The organism is Bacillus sp. LK2, assembly GCF_001043575.1.
GTDB lineage: Bacteria > Bacillota > Bacilli > Bacillales > Bacillaceae_G > Bacillus_A > Bacillus_A paramycoides.
In genome coordinates this window covers 46,280-66,991 of the sequence record NZ_LDUK01000025.1, presented here as the reverse complement: position 1 = coordinate 66,991, position 20,712 = coordinate 46,280, and the positions used below count along the sequence as shown (strand labels likewise).

At 36.1% G+C, this 20,712-nt stretch carries 14 protein-coding genes and 1 pseudogene; 10 read left to right on the top strand and 5 right to left on the bottom strand.

Annotation, left to right across the window (positions count from 1 at the left end; all coding sequences use genetic code 11):
• Positions 1 to 118: 118 nt before the first annotated feature.
• Positions 119 to 1,771: a Sau3AI family type II restriction endonuclease gene (locus tag VK90_RS17615; protein ID WP_048374268.1), complete on the bottom strand. Its 1,653-nt coding sequence runs from the start codon at positions 1,769 to 1,771 to the stop codon at positions 119 to 121.
• Between the two features lie 360 nt (positions 1,772 to 2,131).
• Here VK90_RS17615 and VK90_RS17610 point away from each other — a divergent pair, with 360 nt between their 5' ends.
• Positions 2,132 to 3,133, top strand: coding sequence for a LacI family DNA-binding transcriptional regulator (locus VK90_RS17610; protein WP_048374267.1), 1,002 nt, complete (start codon positions 2,132 to 2,134; stop codon positions 3,131 to 3,133).
• Between the two features lie 88 nt (positions 3,134 to 3,221).
• Here the strand turns inward: VK90_RS17610 and VK90_RS17605 are convergent, their stop codons facing one another.
• The gene (locus VK90_RS17605; RefSeq protein ID WP_048374266.1) at positions 3,222 to 4,502 is read right to left on the bottom strand and encodes an MFS transporter; all 1,281 of its coding nucleotides are present in this window, start codon (positions 4,500 to 4,502) and stop codon (positions 3,222 to 3,224) included.
• Positions 4,503 to 4,998: 496 nt separating this feature from the next.
• On the opposite strand from VK90_RS17605, the gene iolG reads away from it, so the two are divergent.
• The 8 genes from iolG (at position 4,999) to VK90_RS17565 (ending at position 14,650) form a co-directional block, all read left to right on the top strand.
• On the top strand, positions 4,999 to 6,024 hold the full coding sequence (gene iolG, locus VK90_RS17600) for an inositol 2-dehydrogenase (RefSeq protein ID WP_048374265.1): 1,026 nt from the start codon (positions 4,999 to 5,001) through the stop codon (positions 6,022 to 6,024).
• 103 nt (positions 6,025 to 6,127) lie between these two features.
• Positions 6,128 to 7,126, top strand: a complete 999-nt coding sequence (gene iolC / locus VK90_RS17595) for a 5-dehydro-2-deoxygluconokinase (RefSeq protein WP_048374264.1) — start codon at positions 6,128 to 6,130, stop codon at positions 7,124 to 7,126.
• Positions 7,127 to 7,204: 78 nt separating this feature from the next.
• Positions 7,205 to 8,668 carry a CoA-acylating methylmalonate-semialdehyde dehydrogenase gene (locus tag VK90_RS17590; protein ID WP_048374263.1) on the top strand — a complete coding sequence of 488 codons (1,464 nt, stop codon included), beginning with the start codon at positions 7,205 to 7,207 and terminating at the stop codon, positions 8,666 to 8,668.
• 154 nt (positions 8,669 to 8,822) lie between these two features.
• A complete protein-coding gene (iolD, locus tag VK90_RS17585; protein WP_048374262.1) occupies positions 8,823 to 10,757 on the top strand; it encodes a 3D-(3,5/4)-trihydroxycyclohexane-1,2-dione acylhydrolase (decyclizing) in 1,935 nt (644 codons plus the stop codon).
• A 122-nt stretch (positions 10,758 to 10,879) separates the two neighbouring features.
• Positions 10,880 to 11,776: a myo-inosose-2 dehydratase gene (iolE, locus tag VK90_RS17580; protein WP_048374261.1), complete on the top strand. Its 897-nt coding sequence runs from the start codon at positions 10,880 to 10,882 to the stop codon at positions 11,774 to 11,776.
• 72 nt (positions 11,777 to 11,848) lie between these two features.
• Positions 11,849 to 12,847, top strand: a complete 999-nt coding sequence (locus tag VK90_RS17575; RefSeq protein WP_048374260.1) for a LacI family DNA-binding transcriptional regulator — start codon at positions 11,849 to 11,851, stop codon at positions 12,845 to 12,847.
• A 62-nt stretch (positions 12,848 to 12,909) separates the two neighbouring features.
• The gene (locus VK90_RS17570) at positions 12,910 to 13,755 is read left to right on the top strand and encodes a class II fructose-bisphosphate aldolase (protein WP_048374285.1); all 846 of its coding nucleotides are present in this window, start codon (positions 12,910 to 12,912) and stop codon (positions 13,753 to 13,755) included.
• Positions 13,756 to 13,858: 103 nt separating this feature from the next.
• Positions 13,859 to 14,650, top strand: coding sequence for a 5-deoxy-glucuronate isomerase (locus VK90_RS17565; RefSeq protein ID WP_048374259.1), 792 nt, complete (start codon positions 13,859 to 13,861; stop codon positions 14,648 to 14,650).
• 347 nt (positions 14,651 to 14,997) lie between these two features.
• Here the strand turns inward: VK90_RS17565 and VK90_RS17560 are convergent, their stop codons facing one another.
• Both VK90_RS17560 and VK90_RS17550 read right to left on the bottom strand, forming a co-directional pair.
• A complete protein-coding gene (locus VK90_RS17560; protein ID WP_048374258.1) occupies positions 14,998 to 15,315 on the bottom strand; it encodes a heterocycloanthracin/sonorensin family bacteriocin in 318 nt (105 codons plus the stop codon).
• A 1,314-nt stretch (positions 15,316 to 16,629) separates the two neighbouring features.
• The gene (locus tag VK90_RS17550) at positions 16,630 to 17,973 is read right to left on the bottom strand and encodes an NRAMP family divalent metal transporter (RefSeq protein WP_048374257.1); all 1,344 of its coding nucleotides are present in this window, start codon (positions 17,971 to 17,973) and stop codon (positions 16,630 to 16,632) included.
• A gap of 342 nt (positions 17,974 to 18,315) precedes the next feature.
• Between VK90_RS17550 and VK90_RS28870 the strand changes: the two are divergent.
• Positions 18,316 to 19,014: pseudogene (locus VK90_RS28870) on the top strand (IS6 family transposase); the annotation flags it as partial.
• Between the two features lie 681 nt (positions 19,015 to 19,695).
• Here VK90_RS28870 and VK90_RS17540 read toward each other — a convergent pair.
• Positions 19,696 to 20,232, bottom strand: a complete 537-nt coding sequence (locus VK90_RS17540) for a methyltransferase family protein (RefSeq protein WP_048374256.1) — start codon at positions 20,230 to 20,232, stop codon at positions 19,696 to 19,698.
• Between the last annotated feature and the right edge of the window lie 480 nt (positions 20,233 to 20,712).

The window sequence follows — 20,712 nt, the reverse complement described above, 5'->3', positions numbered from 1 at the left end:
TTTAATGTTTTTATAATAATGTGTATGACTACTAATTACCATAAAAGTCGATAGATTTAAGGTAGATAAAAAAAGCTTACCATTTCGGTAAGCTTTTTAATTAGATTAAAGCATTATTCTACAACAAATCTTTAATTTGTTCATAAATATATTCTTTACTTAACCACCAAGCTTGTTTTGTCATATATTCATCTGTAAAATTTTCTTTTTCACTCTCGGGTCGATTTATCCATGTCGCTGGGTGAGGTAATTCCCTAGAATTATTCATTAATTTCTTTTTAGGAATCCCTTTGACTACATCGTTTCTATAGTATTTTAATCTGTATTGAGCAACTTTGGCATCAGGACGAAGATGTAAAATATCTTCAAGAGATGGTTTAATGAAATTATTATTTATTCTGATTTCATTATTTTTATTTTTGGTAAAAGTTAATTCAACACCGTTTTTTAGTTTTTCTACTTCTGTTTTCCAAACTCTTTTTACTGATCCATCTATATCAGGAATGGGCATATTCCAAAATTTAGCTCCTACAAAAATGATTTTCTCAGGGTTTGTTTCGTACGAATTACTATCTTTTTTCTGTTTATTAAAATCATTAAAGATTAGTAGTAGAAATTTTTTTCTTTCTAAGAAATCATAAACTCTTGATTCCTCCCAAGATTCGTTAACTAGTTCAAGAAATGAAGGAATTCCCATAAATTTAAAATGTTCCTTTGGTTGTCCCATTCTTAAAGTAACCGTTTTTAAACTAATTTCTGCTTTTTCAATTTCTTCTGATGTGACTTCATCTGTAGTGGTTGGCAAATCAAGAATTCCACGGATTATTATGTTATTAATATTTTTTTGTGACTGACTTTTACCTACTTCGATACCAAGTTTTTGAATCAATTCACTTTGTTTCATACCGTAATAGGGAGTAAAACGGGAGACAATAATTTCCTCAAGAGTTTTCTTTTTTAGCTCACTAACATCTTTCACAATACTATTAATTGCTTCGGTATGGTCTTGTCCAATAATATGATTATTTATGAGTTCATTAATGAATTTTGATTTAAATGAATAGGCTCTAGGTTTTGCAGGAACATCTGTAAGCATTTGTTTTGTAAAATCATCACCAGTTGCTGACTTTGTACATGCTGCTAGATAATTTGTAAGCCCTTCTGATAATTGTTCAGCTTTACCAGAGTTTATATATTCAGATATTTTTTTCCAGTCTTGCTTGATGATTTCTAAATCTTTCTCAGATATTTCTATTATAGTATCTTTAGGCAAGCCAAAATCTTTTAACTCTGACATTGAAAGTAGATTCGCATATAATACTTTAAATTTTGTCTTATCTTCAATTAATTCTCCGCTAGAAATTTTTTTCTTATGCGAGACATCACGTCTATAATATTGAATTAATTCAATTAGCTTATTCTTATGCCAAAACGAGCTTTGTTCAAATGATTTACCATATTCATTTTGGTAATTTATTGTATTTAAAACAAGTCTCTCCCCAGCAATCAATTTTTTGATTTTCCTCCCTTTAACATTTCTTGTTTGTTTATCTATGGGGGTAACTTTTAATTCTACACCAGCTTCTGGAAAATCTGGTTCGGCATAATTGTCTGCAGGATGGTCAAACCAAATTTGCTCTATTACATTGCCTGGATAAGATTTATTTTTCACATTCTTAGTGTTCTTTATATCAATTTCTCCAAGTGTCTTTCCAATCGCTTCTAATGCTCTTTTATGTACTTTCTCCTTACTATTATATATATTACTCAAATCAATCAACTCCTCCAATATAACGAACAACAATTGTTAATTATAGTATATCAATGACTTTGATAATGTGCCATCAGGTTATGGACATGTTACATGCTCCTTTTATATTGCTGGTTAAGGTACTGTTTTTCACTTGGAAGTGTTATATCAGATGTTTCATCCAAAATCACTTTATTTTTAATATTTAATGATATTTATCAGTTGAAATCTCCACTTTGAGCAAGTTGTTATGAAATGAGGGGAACTACGCCTGAAGATAGAAGTACTTACAAATTTTAAAAGAATTCCTTTTGTGTACCAAGAAGCAAAATATATTTATGATAAAATATAGAAAAAGATGATTAAGAAGGGACAATTAAAGTGAAACCAACAATTTATGATGTTGCGGAAAAAGCAGGTGTATCAATAGCGACTGTATCTAAGGTAATTAATCAAACAGGGCGTATTAGTGAAAAAACAATAAACAAAGTAAATAAAGTAATGGATGAATTAGATTACCAGCCAAGTAGTGTAGCAGCAGCGTTAACAGGTAAAAAAACATATACGATTGGGGTACTTGTTCCAGATATCTCAAACTCCTTTTTTGCAGAAGTAGCAAGAGCTTTTGAGAATAGTGCACGAGAATCCGGGTATACACTCATTTTATGTAGTACAGACCATCAAACAAAACGTGAGCACGAATACATTGATTTATTATTTAAAAAGCAAGTAGATGGCATTATTATTGCAACAGAGCTAAATGATTATAAACTAGTTAAAAAAATCGTGAACCGAGATTTGCCGCTTGTTTTATTCACCGTAGATCATCCTTCCATCACAACTCATGTGGTGACAACTGATGATATGAGGGGAGGCTATCTAGCCGGGAATTATCTGACGCAGAAAGGCCATACATCTTTAACGATTATGATGGAGAAAGATAGAAAAAGTAGCTTAGGAAGACTGAATGGTTTCAAACAAGCCCTTACGGATTCAGGGGTTTCATTAGATGATGATGCTATTATTAGCTGCTATTCGACAGTGGAAGATAGCAAACGTGCAAGTAAAGAATTACTTAGTTTGCCTAATAGGCCTACAGCGGTTTTTGCTTGTACAGATTTAATTGCGATATGCCTTATGAATGAAGCAAGAAAACAAGGACTTTCGATTCCGGAAGATTTATCAATTATCGGATTTGATAATACCATCTATGCTGAGATAGCAGATCCAGGGTTAACGACGATTGAACAGCCAATTACACAAATGGCAGCCTGTACGTTTGAACAACTCTTAAAAACGATGGAAATGAAGGCGCATGCTAAGCAAAAAATTACAATTATTCCTCAATTAGTAGAGCGATCCTCAGTAAAGGATATTACATGAAAGCTTTTTTAATAGCCTACTTGAATGTAACGAAAAGAAGGTCATCGTAACCATGTGCAGTTATGATGACCTTCTTTTTATTTAGAGTTTATACTGAGAATTGCTCGCCGCTTTTCGTATTTAAATCCTGCTTAATCTCATTCTCCTTTGGAATGGTAAGGAAATGAGTTAGAAATGCACCAAAGAAGTACAAACCGGCAAAGATCCACATCACGCCGCCTACACCTAATGGACCGATGAAAGCAGTTACTACTAATGGCCCAACAAATGCTGATAATCCTGAACCTAAATTTAAGACAGACATTGCAGCTCCTTTATTTTCAGGAGATAAAGATGGAACTAAAGCTGTAAGAGGTACATAACCGGCAAGTGTTGCTCCGTAGCAACAGGCAACAAATAATATTGCCCAATAATTATGTCCTACCATTTGTGGTACATAATAGAGTGCAAGAGTTACAATTCCGCAACCGACTCCTCCGAACCATTTAATCGTATTTACCCAACCAAATTTGTCACCAACAATACCAAAAATAATATTAAACACCATATTTACAAAGAATAGAGTGCCCCAAATTTGTAGCCATTCAGTCATTGTAAAATTATATTTCATCATATAAGTAGGCAGGAAAACAACAAATCCAAACTGAGCGGCTGAATTTATAATTTTAACAATACCACCTATACCAACTTTAGGATTTTCAAATGCGATGGTAATGCCTTTTAGTAATTCACTTGATTTGTTAGAGCTTACGGTTTGTGCTTTAAATTTGTCCTTATTTACAACAATTGAGAATAATCCCCCGACGACAACAAAAATTAAGGCGCTCCATAAAGTAGCGATTTCCCCGATTTTAGGAACCATATAGCTAGAATAGAAGGCCCCGATAACACTAAGTCCAAGTTGGAATACGAACCAGAACCAACCAACTGCCCTTGAGAGCATTTGCTGAGGAGTACTGTAAGATACCCAAACTAGGAAAGAATAAGCAAATAAGGGATAACCAAATCCTCGTAGAGCGTAGCAAATTATTATTACCGGATAATTCATATGTTGAATTCCTATACCGATGAATCCAATAGAACCTAAAATGAATGATACTAAACCAAACGTCATTACTTTTCTTGGTCCCCACATTTGTACAAATACCCCCGAAAACCAAGAAGAAGCAGAAACAGTAATTCCATAAATGGTAAACAGAAAAGCAGCATGTTCTAGCGTTAGGCCTTTCTCAACGAGATAAGGGGATAACCATCCTTGTTCTAAACCATCCCCGATCATAAAAACAATAATCCCTATGTATCCCCAAGTTAAATTAGAAGGAATACCAATCTTGTCCATAAATGTTTTGTTTGAACTAATTGCGTTCATTCTCCCACCACCGATAAATTATTTTTGGTTAAGCGCTTAATTCTTTTTGATAAAAAAAGTATACGCTTACATTATGGGGTCGTCAATGAAATTTTTTGACAATTTACAACTTTCTTTCATAAGGGTGCAATCTATTTACTTATTGGTCACTAAAATGATCGTGAACATGAATAGAAAGAAATAACTTAAAGATGGGTTGTCAGTAGTATAAAGGTTTAATTTTCTTTGTTATATCAGTATTTTAAATGAGTATATTTGTAGCTATTTAGATTATTTGTTTCTAATTATTAATTGGTATATGGATGTAGTATGCATATTGAGGAAATTTGAAATTCGGATGAAAAGAAAAGTATTCAAAAAAATAAAAATGTTTTCAATTTAGGGTCAAGTGTGTATAATGAAGAAAAATAGGGAAAGCGCTTAACTAAATTTGATGTGCTAAACCTTATAGACTTTCATTTCGTTTCTTAAATTTTAATAAAGAGGGAGAAATCATATGAATGTTTTAACGATTGGGATTATTGGTGCTGGACGAATTGGGAAACTGCATGTTGATAATTTGCAGCTTATGCCACAAGTGAAAATTAAAGCGGTTTCAGATGTAGTGATTAATCATCTAGAAAAGTGGGCTCAAGATAAAGGGATTTCCACTCTGACTACAAACTATCAGGATTTATTAGCAGATCCAGAAATTGATGCTGTCTTTATTTGTTCACCAACAAATACACATGCGCAAATTATTAAAGAAGCGGCACTTGCGAAAAAACATATTTTCTGCGAAAAGCCTGTTAGTTTCTCAGTAGAAGAAACATTAGATGCATTAGAAGTAGTAAAAGAACAAGGTGTATCTCTTCAAGTAGGTTTTAATCGCCGTTTCGATCCTAACTTCAGGAAAGTCTATGATCTTATTCAACAAGGAGAAGTGGGACAACCACATATTTTAAAAATTACGTCTAGAGATCCACAACCACCAAGTATTGAATATGTTCGCTCCTCAGGTGGATTGTTTATGGATATGATGATTCATGATTTTGATATGGCTCGATATGTAATGAATAGTGAAGTTGTTGAAGTATTTGCTTATGGAACAACACTAATTGATCCGTCCATTCAGGAAGTAAATGATGTTGATACGGCAATTGTCACATTAAAATTTGCAAATGGAGCATTAGGTGTAATTGATAATAGCCGCCAAGCTGTTTATGGATATGACCAGCGTCTTGAAGTGTTTGGTGAAAAGGGAGCGGTCACTGCGGATAATTGCTGCCCGACAACTGTACAAGTGTCAAAAACAGAAGGTGTTGTAAAAGATAAGCCACTTTATTTCTTCTTAGAGCGCTATACGCAGGCTTACATTGAAGAAGTAACACAATTTACAAAGTCAATTATAGAAGGACAAGCTGTTATTTGCAGTGGTAATGATGGGTTACAAGCAGAACGAATTGCGAAAGCTGCGAAGGAATCTTTACTAACAGGAAAACCTGTTCAAATTGAACATAAACAACCTGCATTAAATCAATAAAGAGAGCGCTTACTTCTAGATAGATAAAGAGTCATGAATATTAGGTTTATAAAAATATTAACCATATCATTCACTCTTTCATAAAACATGGGAGGTAGTAACAATGAATCCACTTATTTTTAAAGAATATTGCCCATTAGACCTAATTGCAGTTGGACGTTTATGCGTTGATTTAAATGCCAATGAAACACAACGCCCTATGGAAGAAACGAGAACATTTACTAAGTATGTAGGGGGATCTCCTGCCAATATTGCAATTGGTGCGGCACGTCTTGGCTTACAAACAGGATTTATCGGTAAAGTGTCCGATGATCAAATGGGCCGTTTTATTACAGAGTACCTAAAGGACAACAATATTAATACAGATCAGATATGTATCGATCGTACTGGTGCAGTGACAGGTCTAGCTTTTACAGAAATTAAAAGCCCTGAAGATTGCAGTATTTTAATGTACCGTGACAATGTCGCAGATTTAAATCTTGATCCAACAGAAGTTTCTGAGGACTATATTAAACAATCAAAAGCACTCTTAATTTCAGGAACAGCTTTAGCGAAAAGTCCTTCTCGCGAGGCGGTATTTTTATCGCTAGAATATGCACGAAAGCATGATGTAGTCGTATTTTTTGATGTTGATTACCGTCCTTATACATGGCAGTCAGAAGCTGAAACGGCTGTGTATTACAATCTAGCTGCTGAAAAGTCTGATGTCATTATTGGAACGCGTGAAGAATTCGATATGATGGAAAAACTATTAAACTACGAACAATCTAATGATCAAGTTACGGCTGAAAGATGGTTTTCTCATCATGCGAAAATCGTCGTAATTAAGCACGGCGGGGATGGTTCAATCGCTTATACGAGAGACGGTCAATCTCACCGCGGTGGTATCTTTAAAACAAAGGTATTAAAGACGTTCGGCGCCGGTGATTCATATGCTTCTGCGTTTATTTACGGCTTAATGCAAGGGCTTGAGACTCCTCAAGCGATGCGATTAGGAGGCGCTTCTGCTTCGATCGTTATTTCTAAACATAGCTGTTCTGATGCAATGCCAACAAGGGCAGAGATTTCTGCATTCATGGAAACGGCTGAGGAAATTGTATAGAAACTTCATAAACCAGTAATCAAGTAAGGGCGTATCCTATTGGACGCTTCTACATTACATAAAAGGGAGAGAATTAATATGACAGTACAAACAGCACAAATTGTAAAAAACTACATTGGCGGCGAATGGGTAGAATCCTCTTCAACTAAGATGGAAGCTGTATATAATCCTGCAACAGGAGAACTAATCGCTCAAGTACCACTTTCAACGAAAGAAGATGTTGAACAGGCTGTACTAGCAGCAAATGAAGCGTTCAAATCTTGGTCTAAAACCGCTGTGCCAAAACGCGCTCGTATTCTATTTAAATATCAACAATTACTTGTAGATAACTGGGAAGAGTTAGCGAAACTTATTACGATTGAAAATGGAAAAAGCTATAACGAAGCCTACGGTGAAGTTCTTCGTGGTATTGAGTGTGTGGAATTTGCTGCAGGTGCTCCGACATTAATGATGGGAAAACAGCTTCCTGATATTGCGACAGGTATTGAATCTGGTATGTATCGTTATCCAATTGGTGTTATAGGCGGGATTACACCTTTTAACTTCCCGATGATGGTTCCATGCTGGATGTTCCCACTTGCGATTGCGTGTGGTAATACATTTGTGTTAAAACCTTCAGAGCGTACACCTCTGCTAGCGGCAAAATTAGCTGAATTAGCTGAAGAAGCTGGTTTACCGAAAGGCGTTTTAAATATCGTCAATGGTGCACACGATGTAGTAAATGGTCTTCTGGAACATAAATTAGTGAAGGCTATTTCGTTTGTAGGTTCTCAGCCAGTTGCAGAATATGTATACAAAAAAGGAACAGAAAACTTAAAACGTGTTCAAGCATTAGCGGGTGCGAAAAACCATTCCATTGTATTAAATGATGCGAATCTTGAACTAGCAACAAAGCAAATTATTAGTGCTGCATTTGGTTCAGCTGGTGAGCGTTGTATGGCTGCTTCTGTTGTAACAGTAGAAGAAGAAATTGCAGATCAATTAGTTGGAAGACTAGTAGAAGAAGCAAATAAAATTGTGATCGGCAATGGTCTTGATGAAGATGTATTTTTAGGACCAGTTATTCGTGATAATCATAAAGAGCGCACAATTGGTTACATCGATTCAGGTGTAGAACAGGGTGCTACGTTAGTTCGTGATGGACGCGAAGATACAGCTGTAAAAGGAGCTGGTTATTTCGTTGGGCCAACAATTTTTGACCATGTTACAAAAGAAATGAAAATCTGGCAAGATGAAATTTTTGCTCCTGTTTTATCAATTGTTCGTGTGAAATCATTGGATGAAGCGATTGAAATTGCGAATGAGTCTCGCTTTGCAAATGGAGCTTGCATTTATACAGATAGCGGGGCAAGTGTACGTCAATTCCGTGAAACAATTGAATCAGGCATGTTAGGTGTGAATGTTGGGGTTCCAGCACCAATGGCATTCTTCCCGTTCTCTGGCTGGAAAGACTCTTTCTATGGTGATCTTCATGCGAACGGTACTGATGGCGTTGAGTTTTATACTAGAAAGAAAATGCTTACATCTCGTTGGGAAAAGTAATCATTAAGAGAGAAGTAGAATCTCTCTAGTTGTTCGTAAGCGAAAGAAACGGAAGTATTAAAACATAAGAAGGAAGTATTAGGAGTCTATCAAATTCCTGATACTCCTTTTTCATATGCAGAATGACTGATAGAGATAGAAAGGAGCAAACAATATGCAAACTGTTAGAATGACCACGGCGCAAGCCTTGGTGAAATTTTTGAACGAGCAGTACGTAGAGTTTGATGGAGAGCAACAAAAGTTTATTAAGGGAATCTTTACTATTTTTGGTCATGGAAATGTAGTAGGACTAGGTCAAGCTTTAGAAGAAGACGCAGGGGAATTAGAAGTATATCAAGGGAGAAATGAGCAAGGGATGGCAAATGCTGTGATGGCCTTTGCAAAACAAAAACACAGAAAACAAATTATGGCATGTACTTCTTCTGTTGGTCCTGGATCAGCAAATATGATTACCTCTGCTGCAACAGCTTCTGCAAATAATATTCCCGTTTTACTACTTCCAGGTGATGTATTTGCAACGAGACAACCTGATCCTGTTCTTCAACAAATTGAACAAACGCATGACTTATCTATTTCTACGAATGATGCTTTTCGTGCAGTAAGTAAGTACTGGGACCGGATAAATCGTCCTGAACAATTGATGACAGCTATGATTCAAGCCATGCGTGTTTTAACGAATCCAGCAGATACAGGAGCTGTAACAATTTGTTTACCACAAGATGTCCAAGGAGAAGCGTGGGATTTTCCAAGTTACTTCTTCCAAAAGCGTGTTCACCGTATTGAACGTCGTTTACCCACAAAAGCCAGCTTAGTGGATGCGGTTGAAATGATTAAGAGAAAGAAAAAGCCAGTTATGATTTGCGGTGGTGGTGTAAGATACGCCGAAGCGGCAGAGGAACTCAAACAATTTGCTGAAACATTCCACATTCCATTTGGGGAAACACAAGCTGGGAAAAGCGCGATTGAAAGCAGCCATCCATATAACCTTGGCGGCATTGGGGTAACCGGAAATTTAGCAGCTAATACAATTGCAAAGGAAGCGGATCTTGTTATTGGAGTCGGGACGAGATTTACTGATTTTACAACGGCATCTAAGCAATTGTTTCAGAATGAAGAGGTTGAGTTTTTAAACATCAACATTTCAGAATTCCATGCGAACAAGCTCGATGCAATGAAGGTTATAGCAGATGCGAAAGAAGCGCTTCTTGCTCTAATAGATGAACTGCAAGCAATTGATTATCGATCTAGTTATACAGTAGAAATCACTAATGCAAAAGAGGCTTGGGAAACAGAATTAACACGTCTACATAATATTCGCTTTACAGGTAAAGATTTTACACCAGAAGTCGAAGGTCATTTCGATGAGAATTTAAATGAGTATGTGGACGCACTTGGTACACAATTAACACAGACTGCAGTCATTGGACAAATTAATACATTACTTGATGAAGATGCAATCATCGTTGGTGCGGCAGGAAGTCTTCCGGGTGATTTACAAAGAATGTGGGCATCGAGAAAACCAAATACATATCACATGGAGTATGGATACTCTTGCATGGGCTATGAGGTTGCAGGCGCACTTGGTACTAAGCTAGCTGAACCATCGAAGGAAGTATATGCAATGGTAGGGGATGGCAGTTACCAAATGCTTCATTCTGAGCTCGTCACAAGTCTTCAAGAAAACAAAAAAATTAATGTCTTATTGTTTGATAACTCCGGATTTGGCTGCATTAATAACTTACAAATGGGCAATGGAATGGGGAGCTTTGGAACAGAGTTTCGCTACCGAAACCAGGAAACTCGTAAATTAAACGGGGCTATTATGAAAATTGATTTTGCAGCTAGCGCGGCTGGATATGGTGTGAAAACGTATCGTGTTACATCGATAGAACAATTACAGGAAGCGCTTAAAGATGCGAAAAAACAAACGGTTTCTACATTGATTGATATTAAAGTATTACCAAAAACAATGACAAATGGATACGAGTCATGGTGGCATGTAGGTGTTGCAGAAGTATCTAATAGTCAAAGTGTACAAGCTGCGTACGAGAGTAAAGTAAGTAACTTGCAAAAGGCAAGATCTTATTAAATTAGGACACAAAAAGGGCTTTTTATCTACATGCATATTTTTTAGAAAGCTCTCTTTTTAACGGACAGAAAAGAGAAGTTGGCGAATTTCTATAACATTTTGCAAAGAGGAGAGACAAGGGGATGTTCAAAGAAAACACGATTAAGCTTGGAATTGCACCAATCGCTTGGACAAATGATGATATGCCGGAGCTAGGAGCAGAAAATACGTTTGAACAATGTATTAGTGAGATGGCACTAGCTGGTTTTAATGGGAGTGAAGTTGGTAATAAATATCCGAGAAATACAGTTGTATTGAAAAAATCTTTGGAATTACGAAACCTGGAGATTGCTAGCGCATGGTTTAGTGCGTTCTTGACAACGAAGCCGCTTGAAGAGACGGTACAAGCATTTATTAAACATAGGGATTTCTTGCATGATATGGGTGCAAAAGTCATCGTTGTATCAGAGCAAGGACATAGTATTCAAGGTTTAATGAATGTATCGCTGTTTAAAAACAAGCCTGTTTTTACAGAAGAAGAGTGGGATAAACTTGCGGATGGGTTACATCACCTCGGTAAATTAGCTCAGGAAAAGGGGCTACATATTGTATACCATCATCATATGGGTACGGGTGTTCAAACAACGGCAGAAATTGAAAGGTTAATGGATATGACTGATCCAGAGCTTGTATCCCTGCTTTTTGATACAGGTCATCTTGTTTTTTCAGGAGAAGAGCCGCTTTATATTTTGAAAAAATATTTACCTCGTATTAAACACGTACATTTAAAAGATATTCGCCAGGAAGTAGTAGATGCTGTAAAGGAAAACAATTTAAGCTTCTTACAGGCAGTGAAGAAGGGTGCATTTACAGTTCCAGGAGATGGCGTAATTGTATTTGATGAAGTGTTTACTATTCTTGCAAACTCTTATTATAAAGGGTGGTTTGTGGTAGAAGCAGAGCAAGACCCAGCTTTAGCGAATCCTTTTGAATACGCATTAAAAGCCCGAAAATTCATACAAGAGAAAGCGGGTCTTTAATTACCCATTGTGAGATTACAAGTTTCAATGGCTATTAAAAAAATAGGGGATAGTAGGAAAGTGAGGTGTTATATGAAACCAACAATTTATAGTGTTGCTGAAGAAGCGGGTGTATCTATATCAACTGTATCAAAGGTAATAAATCAGACTGGGAATATTAGTGAACGTACAAGGCGAAAAGTACATCAGGTAATGGATGAACTAAATTACCATCCAAGTGTTGTGGCATCTGCTTTAACAGGAAAACAAACAAAAATGATCGGTCTTCTCATCCCTGACATCTCCAATCCGTTTTTTGCTGAAGTAGCAAGAAGTATTGAGGACCGAAGCTATGAGCTAGGATTTCATGTCATGATATGTAATACGGATAATGATGCACAGAAAGAAAAGAAGTATTTATCCTTATTAACTCGTCAAAGAATCGATGGTCTTATTATCGCTTCGGCTTTCCGAAATGCTAGCTTACTAGAGAATATGGTAAAGCAGGATGTGCCTGTTAGTTTAATCGCTTCAGAAATTTTTAATTTACCCGTCAACACTGTAACTGTAGATGATTATAAAGGAGCTTATTTAGCTACTTCTTATTTACTATCTTTACATCATAGGAAAATCGCTATTATTACAGAGGATGCCAAAAGTAATCAGCTTCGCTTGCGTGCTTTTAAAGATGTTATGCAAGAAGAAGGAATCATTGTACCCAGCGATTATATAGTGAAAACGGAAGCGACAATTCAAAAAGGATTTGAGAGCGCTCAACAACTCTTAAGACTACAAGAAAGGCCAACCGCGATTTTTGCATGTAATGATTTATTAGCGATTGGAGTCATGAAAGCTGCTAAAAGAGTTGGTTTAAATGTCCCTGAAGATTTATCAATTATTGGCTTTGATAATACTGTACTTTCTACTACAACAACCCCTATGTTAACGACCATTGCCCAGCCAATGAAGCAAATGGGTACAAAGGTAGTAGAGTTGCTCGTTGAAGAGATGAAACATCCAAAACTTTGTAAGGAACATTTGCTTCTTACCCCTGAGTTAATTATTCGACAATCAACTTGCCCCCTTACATAAGGAATAGAAAGAAAAGACTTTTGATTTTACATTTAATAAATAATATTGAAAAAGGTGATGTAATGCCATTAGTGCAAATGAAGGATATTTTAAAAAAAGCTTATCAAGAGAATTATGGGGTCGGAGCTTTCAGTGTTGCCAATATGGAAATGGTGATGGGGGCTATTAAGGCGGCTGAAGAGTTGCGTTCTCCACTTATTCTACAAATTGCAGAAGTTCGTTTGAATCATTCGCCAATTCATATGATTGGTCCTTTAATGGTAGCTGCGGCGAAAGAAGCAACTGTCCCTGTAGCTGTTCACTTTGATCATGGTATGACAATTGAAAGGATTAAAGAGACGTTAGAGATTGGTTTTAGTTCAGTTATGTTTGATGGCTCTCACTATCCATTAGAAGAGAATATCCAAAAGACAAAAGAAGTTGTAGAGCTGGCGAAAAAGTACGGAGCGACGGTAGAGGCAGAGATTGGCAGAGTAGGTGGTAGTGAGGACGGATCAGAAGATATTGAGATGCTGCTGACAAGTACTCAAGAAGCAAAACGATTTGCAGAAGAAACAAATGTAGATGCATTGGCTGTTGCAATTGGAAATGCACACGGTATGTATAATGGAAATCCTAATTTACGGTTAGACCGCTTAAGAGAAATTAATGAGGTAGTTCATATTCCATTGGTATTACATGGTGGTTCTGGCATTAGTCCAGAGGATTTCAAGCAATGTATTCTACATGGTGTTCGCAAAATTAATGTAGCAACAGCAACGTTTCATAATGTAATCACTGCGGTTAACACCGCTGTTGGAAACGCTCCTTATTCAGATTACTTTACGTATCATCAAGATGTAATTTCCGCCGCATACGAAAACGTAAAAAATCATATGCGAATATTTGGAAGTGAAAACAGAGTATAACGAGAAAGGCTTCCTTCATCAGTAATAGAAGAAACTCGAAGTTTAGTGAACTGAATAGGGAGGAGGTTATAGAGTGCTCATTAGATAAAAGGGGGAGAAATCCGTGTTAGGAAAATTAGGTGAATTAAAAGAAGGATATAATGTATTAACGGAAATGAATGGTCAGTGCAGTGATATGTTAATGGACATAGGTATATATAAGATGTCTAATGGAAAGGAAGAGTTGCTATTAGATATTAATAATGAAACGGCAATTCTTTTACTAGAAGGGACAATCCGTTTAGAGTGGGAAGGAATTGAACAAGTTATTCAAAGACAGTCTGTTTTTGAAGAAAACCCTTGGTGTTTACATGTGGCTAAAAATGTAAAGGTTACAATTACTGCTCTTTCAGACAGTGAAGTGCTTGTTCAAAAAACGGATAATGACGAAGAATTCGCGTCCAAGTTATATACTCCAGATGAGTGTCAAAGTGTTGTAGCTGGAGAAGGAGTATGGGAGGGAACAGCGCAGCGTGTTATTCGCACAATTTTTGACTATAATAATGCAGCATATTCTAATATGGTAGTTGGAGAAGTTATTTCTTATCCAGGACGATGGTCCAGTTATCCGCCACATCACCATGACCAACCAGAGGTATATTATTATCGCTTTAACAAGGAGCAGGGATTTGGGTGTGCAATGGTTGGTGAGGATGCTTATCGCGTCGTACATAATAGTTTTATTACGATTCCAGGTGAGCTAGATCACCCACAAGCAACGGCGCCTGGATATGCAATGTATTTTTGTTGGATGATTCGACATCTTGAGAATAATCCATGGAATGATCGTATCATGGAGGAAGAACACAAGTGGTTATTAGAACCAAACACGAAAATTTGGCCAGAAAAGGAATAGACGAAAATAAAGGTTTTGGTGCAAAAAAATATAAAAAGTAGATTCAAAATAAATGATTATAAGAATAAAGCAGCACGTTCTGTATTATAAATAAGCGCACTTTCTTGTTAAGAGAATGCGCTTATTTACATTATTTATATTGAGTATGAGAAAAAATAAGGCTCTCTAACTCTACAGGCGCCTTTGCGAGGGTGCTTTTTTTATTGCACATTATGGATAAGGACAAGCATATATTGAAGCGTAGGACAAGTTCACTCGCTTGTATCCTATTTCAATACTCATCGGAAACTCCTTATCACTTATTTTAGCATCTACTGACGTGGATGCTTTTTTTCACATATAAAGAATTAAAACATTGTAGTACCATTAAAACTATCAAAACCATCAAAACAATTAGAGCAACCACCGCAACCACCGCAACCACCACAACCAAAACCAAAACAACCGAAGCAACCAAAACAACGGAATCCACCACAACGAAATCCACCGCCACAACGGAATCCACCACCGCCACAACGGAATCCACCACCGCCACAGCGACGAGCATCATCTTCAATATAGTAATATGGATATTGGTTTTGCTGGTCCCAATACACAACATTTCCAGACTGATAATCATTAAGGCTTAACGATTGTAGTTCTTGTTGAAAATTATTCATTTTCATGCCCCCCGTTTATAAACTAAAACCCCATCGATGTTTTCCTATATTTCTGTTCGTTAAATCTAAGTAGAAATAGCGCTATAAACTAAGTTCAATACGCACACCAACAAAATATGACCTATCACTAGATGATGCACCTTGTTCATATGTCTATTTTTAGGTTGTTTTTACTATGGGCTCATTTTTATAAATGGTTGCAATTTTTCCAGGTTATGATTATTGGGGATTAAAATATCATTTTATAGGTGCTGTAATGGCTATATGTGCAGGGAATTTTGCTCTGCTATATACAGGACTAGCATTAAGCAAATGTAAGGATTGCAGAAATTTTTCTCATTTAAGTGTGAGTTTAGGAGTAATAGGAATCATTAGTGCGTGTTTGTGTAAATTCAACACCCTTAGATATCCAGCAGTGTTTGAAAGAATATCTGTTTATACAATTATGGGATGGGACATATTGTTTGGAATACTTCTAATAAAGGGGGTGTATGGAAATATCGTTCGTGAATCTAAAAAGTGTGTAACCTGAAAATAAAATTTAAAAGTAATCATGACTTTATTCTAAATAGGCAGTTGTATTTTTTGAAGAAAAACAATAAAAGTATATATTTATTAGTCTCATCTAATAGATATATACTTTTATTTTGTTTGTGATTTAAATTATAACTTCCCCATTCCGGAAAGGCTCGAACTTAAGACCGCCACGCTGTCAAGATAAGAAACATATATTTTACGTTTCGGGAATATCGAGAAAAAAGTTAGTCGTATCAAGGTGTATAGGGGATTCTATATTTTCTTATGTAAATTCTGTAGCGTAGAAAAATGACATTTCTTGACCAGAATCTTGGCCGATTTTTACTTAGTTTCTTATGAGTTTTTTTGAAGAGTGATCTAATGGATTGCTTTTTTTATTAGGAAGTTTAGTGAAGTAATGGATTCACTTGTACTTTTGGTGCCTGCCCCCTGGTGCATTAAAGTTTTAATATACTGGGGGTGGGCACCAATTTGGATATGGAATATATAGAAGTTACTCTAGTTGTCCGGCTTTTAAATTAGCTGTAAATATATATAAACATCGTTATATATTGGTTTTTGGTATTTGGTATTAACGGTTCAATATAATATTAAACTTTCATAACGGAAAGGAAGCATCCGAACAAAGAAATGAAATTTTGTAATTTTGGAGTCAAATGATGTATTTTAATTTATTAATGAAATAAAAATGCCCAGACTTGTTAGAAAAAACAACAGGCTAAGGTATTTTTTATCTCACAGTATAAATGTTTGTCAGAATTAACAAAGTGCACATCCATCATTTTAAGACATAGTACCATTTATTGTTAAAATAATTGTTATCACCGACACAGCCGAGTAAAGCGATACGATTCCCCATCCAACTATTCGTTTCCACCGAGAGTTAGCGTGTTCCCCCATAACCTTTCGATTGTTGGTAAGTAGAACTAAAAAGATTAGATCCGGAACAAACAGCATAATCGCAAAAATTTGAGTAAAGACAGCTATCATACTTAATGGCAAACCAGGGATTAAAATAATCACTGCTCCCAGTAACAGACAGCCAAAATAGAGGCCATAGAACTTTGGTGCTTCCGATATTTTATGGTTTTGACTCCTCTTCCAGCCAAAGGCTCCGGCAATAGTATAGGACGAAGAAAAGGAAATTGTGATGGCAGCAAGCCAGCCGGCATTAAATAATCCTAAAGCAAATAAAATGCTACCTAAGTGGCCAGTAACCGGTATGAAAGCAGTAATCAACTCAGCCGGATTGGACTCATCGAGATTAGCCACCTGTCCTACGAGTGCAGCACCGCAGATCATGACAGCAGCCGCAAAAATCGGCTGCAACAGGGAGCCCAGTGCAATGTCAATACGCCCTAACCGTAGATCTTTGCGTGTTAGCCCTTTATCTAGGGTTGTGTTATTGTTGTAATACAACATAAATGGAGCGATGGCATTTCCGATTGTTGCCAAGATAAACACCAACATCCCATTTTCCTTTAGATCCCATGATATACTCGGCCAACTGGTAAATACTTTACCAATTTCAGTCGGATCGGGGTGGGACATAAAGGCGACAATGATAAATACAATATTGATTACTCCGACGAATATCCCTAATCTCTCTTTTGACCAATATCCCATAAAAAACATAACAAAACAGACAAAGGCGAAACTGATGAGATCACTTATCAATAGTGGTAGACCTATCAGTGTCAGCCCAGCCGTCATTCCTATAAACTCAGTTACAATGTACATCAAGTTTGCCAACGCTAATGCCGCCACACTGGCGTAATGCCAAAACGATCCGAAATGGCGAAGAAGCAGTTCCCTATACTCGGTTTTGGTTACCGCTCCTAGACGCATTGACATCTCCTGCATGTTATAGTCAATAGGCGCGAGCAGAAATAGCAGAGGAAGAAAAAAGCTTATGCCAAACGTGGCTCCTGTCATCGTATAACTGATCATACCTCCAGCGTCATTATTGGCTAGCGACGAGATAATACCTGGTCCTAAAAGCGCCCAAAATAGCCATAGTTTTCTTTTAAATCCTGACCTGCCTTTTGTCACCTTTTCTTTAAAGGAAATACTTTCGTCCGATTGACTTTCTTTTGAAGAACCTGAATATGAATCTATTTCGCTCATTCCTTTTTCACTTCCCCTATGATTTTTTAAATACATCCGTATTCTATTCTCGGTTGTTGAATAATTTGCATGGTCCTATAATTTTTTTGATAAAAACTCAACAAGTGTTGTAATTTTATCAACAGTAATTAGAATAAGTGAAACCTTTTCTCAACAGCTAAGATAACATATACAAACTATAGGGAGATGGTGATTGATGGTAACAGAATATGTGTCTGGGATGATTACATCCATTTGTAGGTTCTGGTGCAAAAACTTTGAAGTATATGAAAATGGTCTATCAAACTTGGGCATACTGATACTAGCACTCTAAAAAAGGATGTGATTGGTATGGAAAAGTAAAATCTATTCAAGTGGAAACATTATCAAAGGATATTATTTTATTAACCGTGAGATGGTACCTACGGTACAACCTCAGTTTTCGTGATTTAGTCGAAATGATGGAAGAACGTGAGCTATCCCTTGCTCATACAACTATCATGCGATGGGTTCATCAATATGGTCCCGAATTAGATAAGCGCGTACGATGTCATCTTAAATCAACCAATGATTCTTGGCGAGTCGATGAGACGTATTTGAAAGTCAAAGGTCGATGGATGTACCTATATCGTGCTGTTGATTCAAAAGGAAATACAATTGATTTTCATTTAAGCAAAACAAGAGATTATAGGGTTGCAAAGCGTTTTTTCAAGAAAGCTTTGCAGTCTTTTCATGTTTCAAAGCCCCGTGTGATTACAGTAGACAAAAATCCGGCCTATCCTATAGCGATTGAAGAGTTGAAGAAAGAGAAGAAGATAGATGCCTGTAGGCATCCAAATAAGGCAGATAAAATACCTTAATAACATTGTAGAGCAAGATCATCGTTTTATTAAAAAGAGAGTTCGTTCAATGTTGGGATTGAAATCTTTTCGTACAGCTAAATCTATTCTTTCAGGAATAGAAGCGATGCATATCATTAAAAAAGGCCAACTTATTTTACGGGACAAGTCTGTCCAAAATGAAATGAAGTTTATTCATCAACTATTCGGAATGACTGCATAAGAATAGATTCCATTAGGAATCTATATGCCTCTTTCAAATAGATGCAATCTTTGCACCAGAACCCTTTTTTTCGCCAAGCCGACAGAAAAAACGCAAGATAATGGTTCTCGACTTGGATAAGTAAGTATACGAGCCGAACTGCTTAGATCAATCACTCAAAAATTGTTTTTATTCAATATGTTGATACGTTTAACTCGTGGGGTTTCGCCCTCACACGACGAGCCAGCACTCTAGCCAAAACGCAAGTTTCTAACCAAAAACAAAACCATAAAAAAGAAAAGTTATATATTAAACTTTTTTTATTGAATAATTTAGGAACTAAACTGAAACCCTTGCATAATATGTAATTAGGAAAAACAGTTTTGGAAACAAAACGTCCTTTCCGTCGGGGCAACCCGAAGGGAAGACCGATGTCTTCCCGCCCTACATAAAAAGATCACCTTAGGGTGGTCTTTTTTAATTTTAGGTAATTTTCAGGTTTGATGAATTCCGCTCACTCTTTATTTTTTTATGTATTAATAAAAAAATCGAGTATAAAACATTTGCGGTTTCATACTCGATTTACTATGTTTTTTTATTTCCAGAATTTCCACCAATGTTATTTAGGATTCGTTTGGGTATCGCTCTAATATAAAGACTAAATGACTTTAGTAACTAATTTTGAACTTTCTCCTATAATCTCTAGTATAGAAACGGAATAATTCGCCAAGTCTTGGACTGATATTGTTTATATTGTTCACCAAACAGTGTAACAAGAATTCTCTCTTCAATTTTTATACGATACGAATACGCAAGGAAAAATAAAATGATATTTATGATAATGGCAATGATCGAAGATGAAGATATAGCAAATCCTAAAAAGGTCAAAAAAGACCCTAAATAACCAGGATGGCGAATATATTTATATAGACCGTTTTGAATTAACTTATGTTCCCCCTGCATTCCGACATTCCTACTGTAAAATCTCCCTAATATTTTCATTGAAGAAAATCTTATCCATACACCAATTAGCCCGACAATAACACCAAAAAACAGCAATGAATTAATCTTATTTATTGTAAAGAAATACATAATCTCTGGAATGGTTAACATCAAGGCTAAAACTACTCCGATAAAAAAACTAGAACCACGATTTTGTTTTTCTTCTTTAACAGGTGAACTTCTATAAAATTCTAATAATAAATACAGAAAAATAGGTAAATATGCTATGAAAAACATAATTCTTTTTCCTTTCAATAAAAGTATCTTATGATTAACTCATTTATTTTTATCGATTAGGTCACGCAATTTGGAGATCCCTTCAGAAATAACTAATTGCTCTTCCTTGTTTGATGCCTTTATTTTTGCAAGTAATGGCACATAATAATCAGGGATTAACTTTTCAATATAGTCTTTAACTTGTTCTGAAGGGTAGTTTAACTTATATAATCTTCGTTATTGGAAGTTATTGCTACACCTCCTCCCTTCAAAGATTTTGTAGTAGTGACCATTATTAGTCACCAATATAGGTGACTAATAGGTTAAATTCCTATTGTTTTTTCATGATATCCCCTCATTTAATTATTAATGTCAACTTTAAAAAAACTTTATTTATAAGCGTTTAGCATTAGACACCAATATTGGTGTCTAATATGTTTAATGCACAATATTTTCATGAAATTTCTTCATCTTCGGCATGTATTTAACAGAAAAACGACG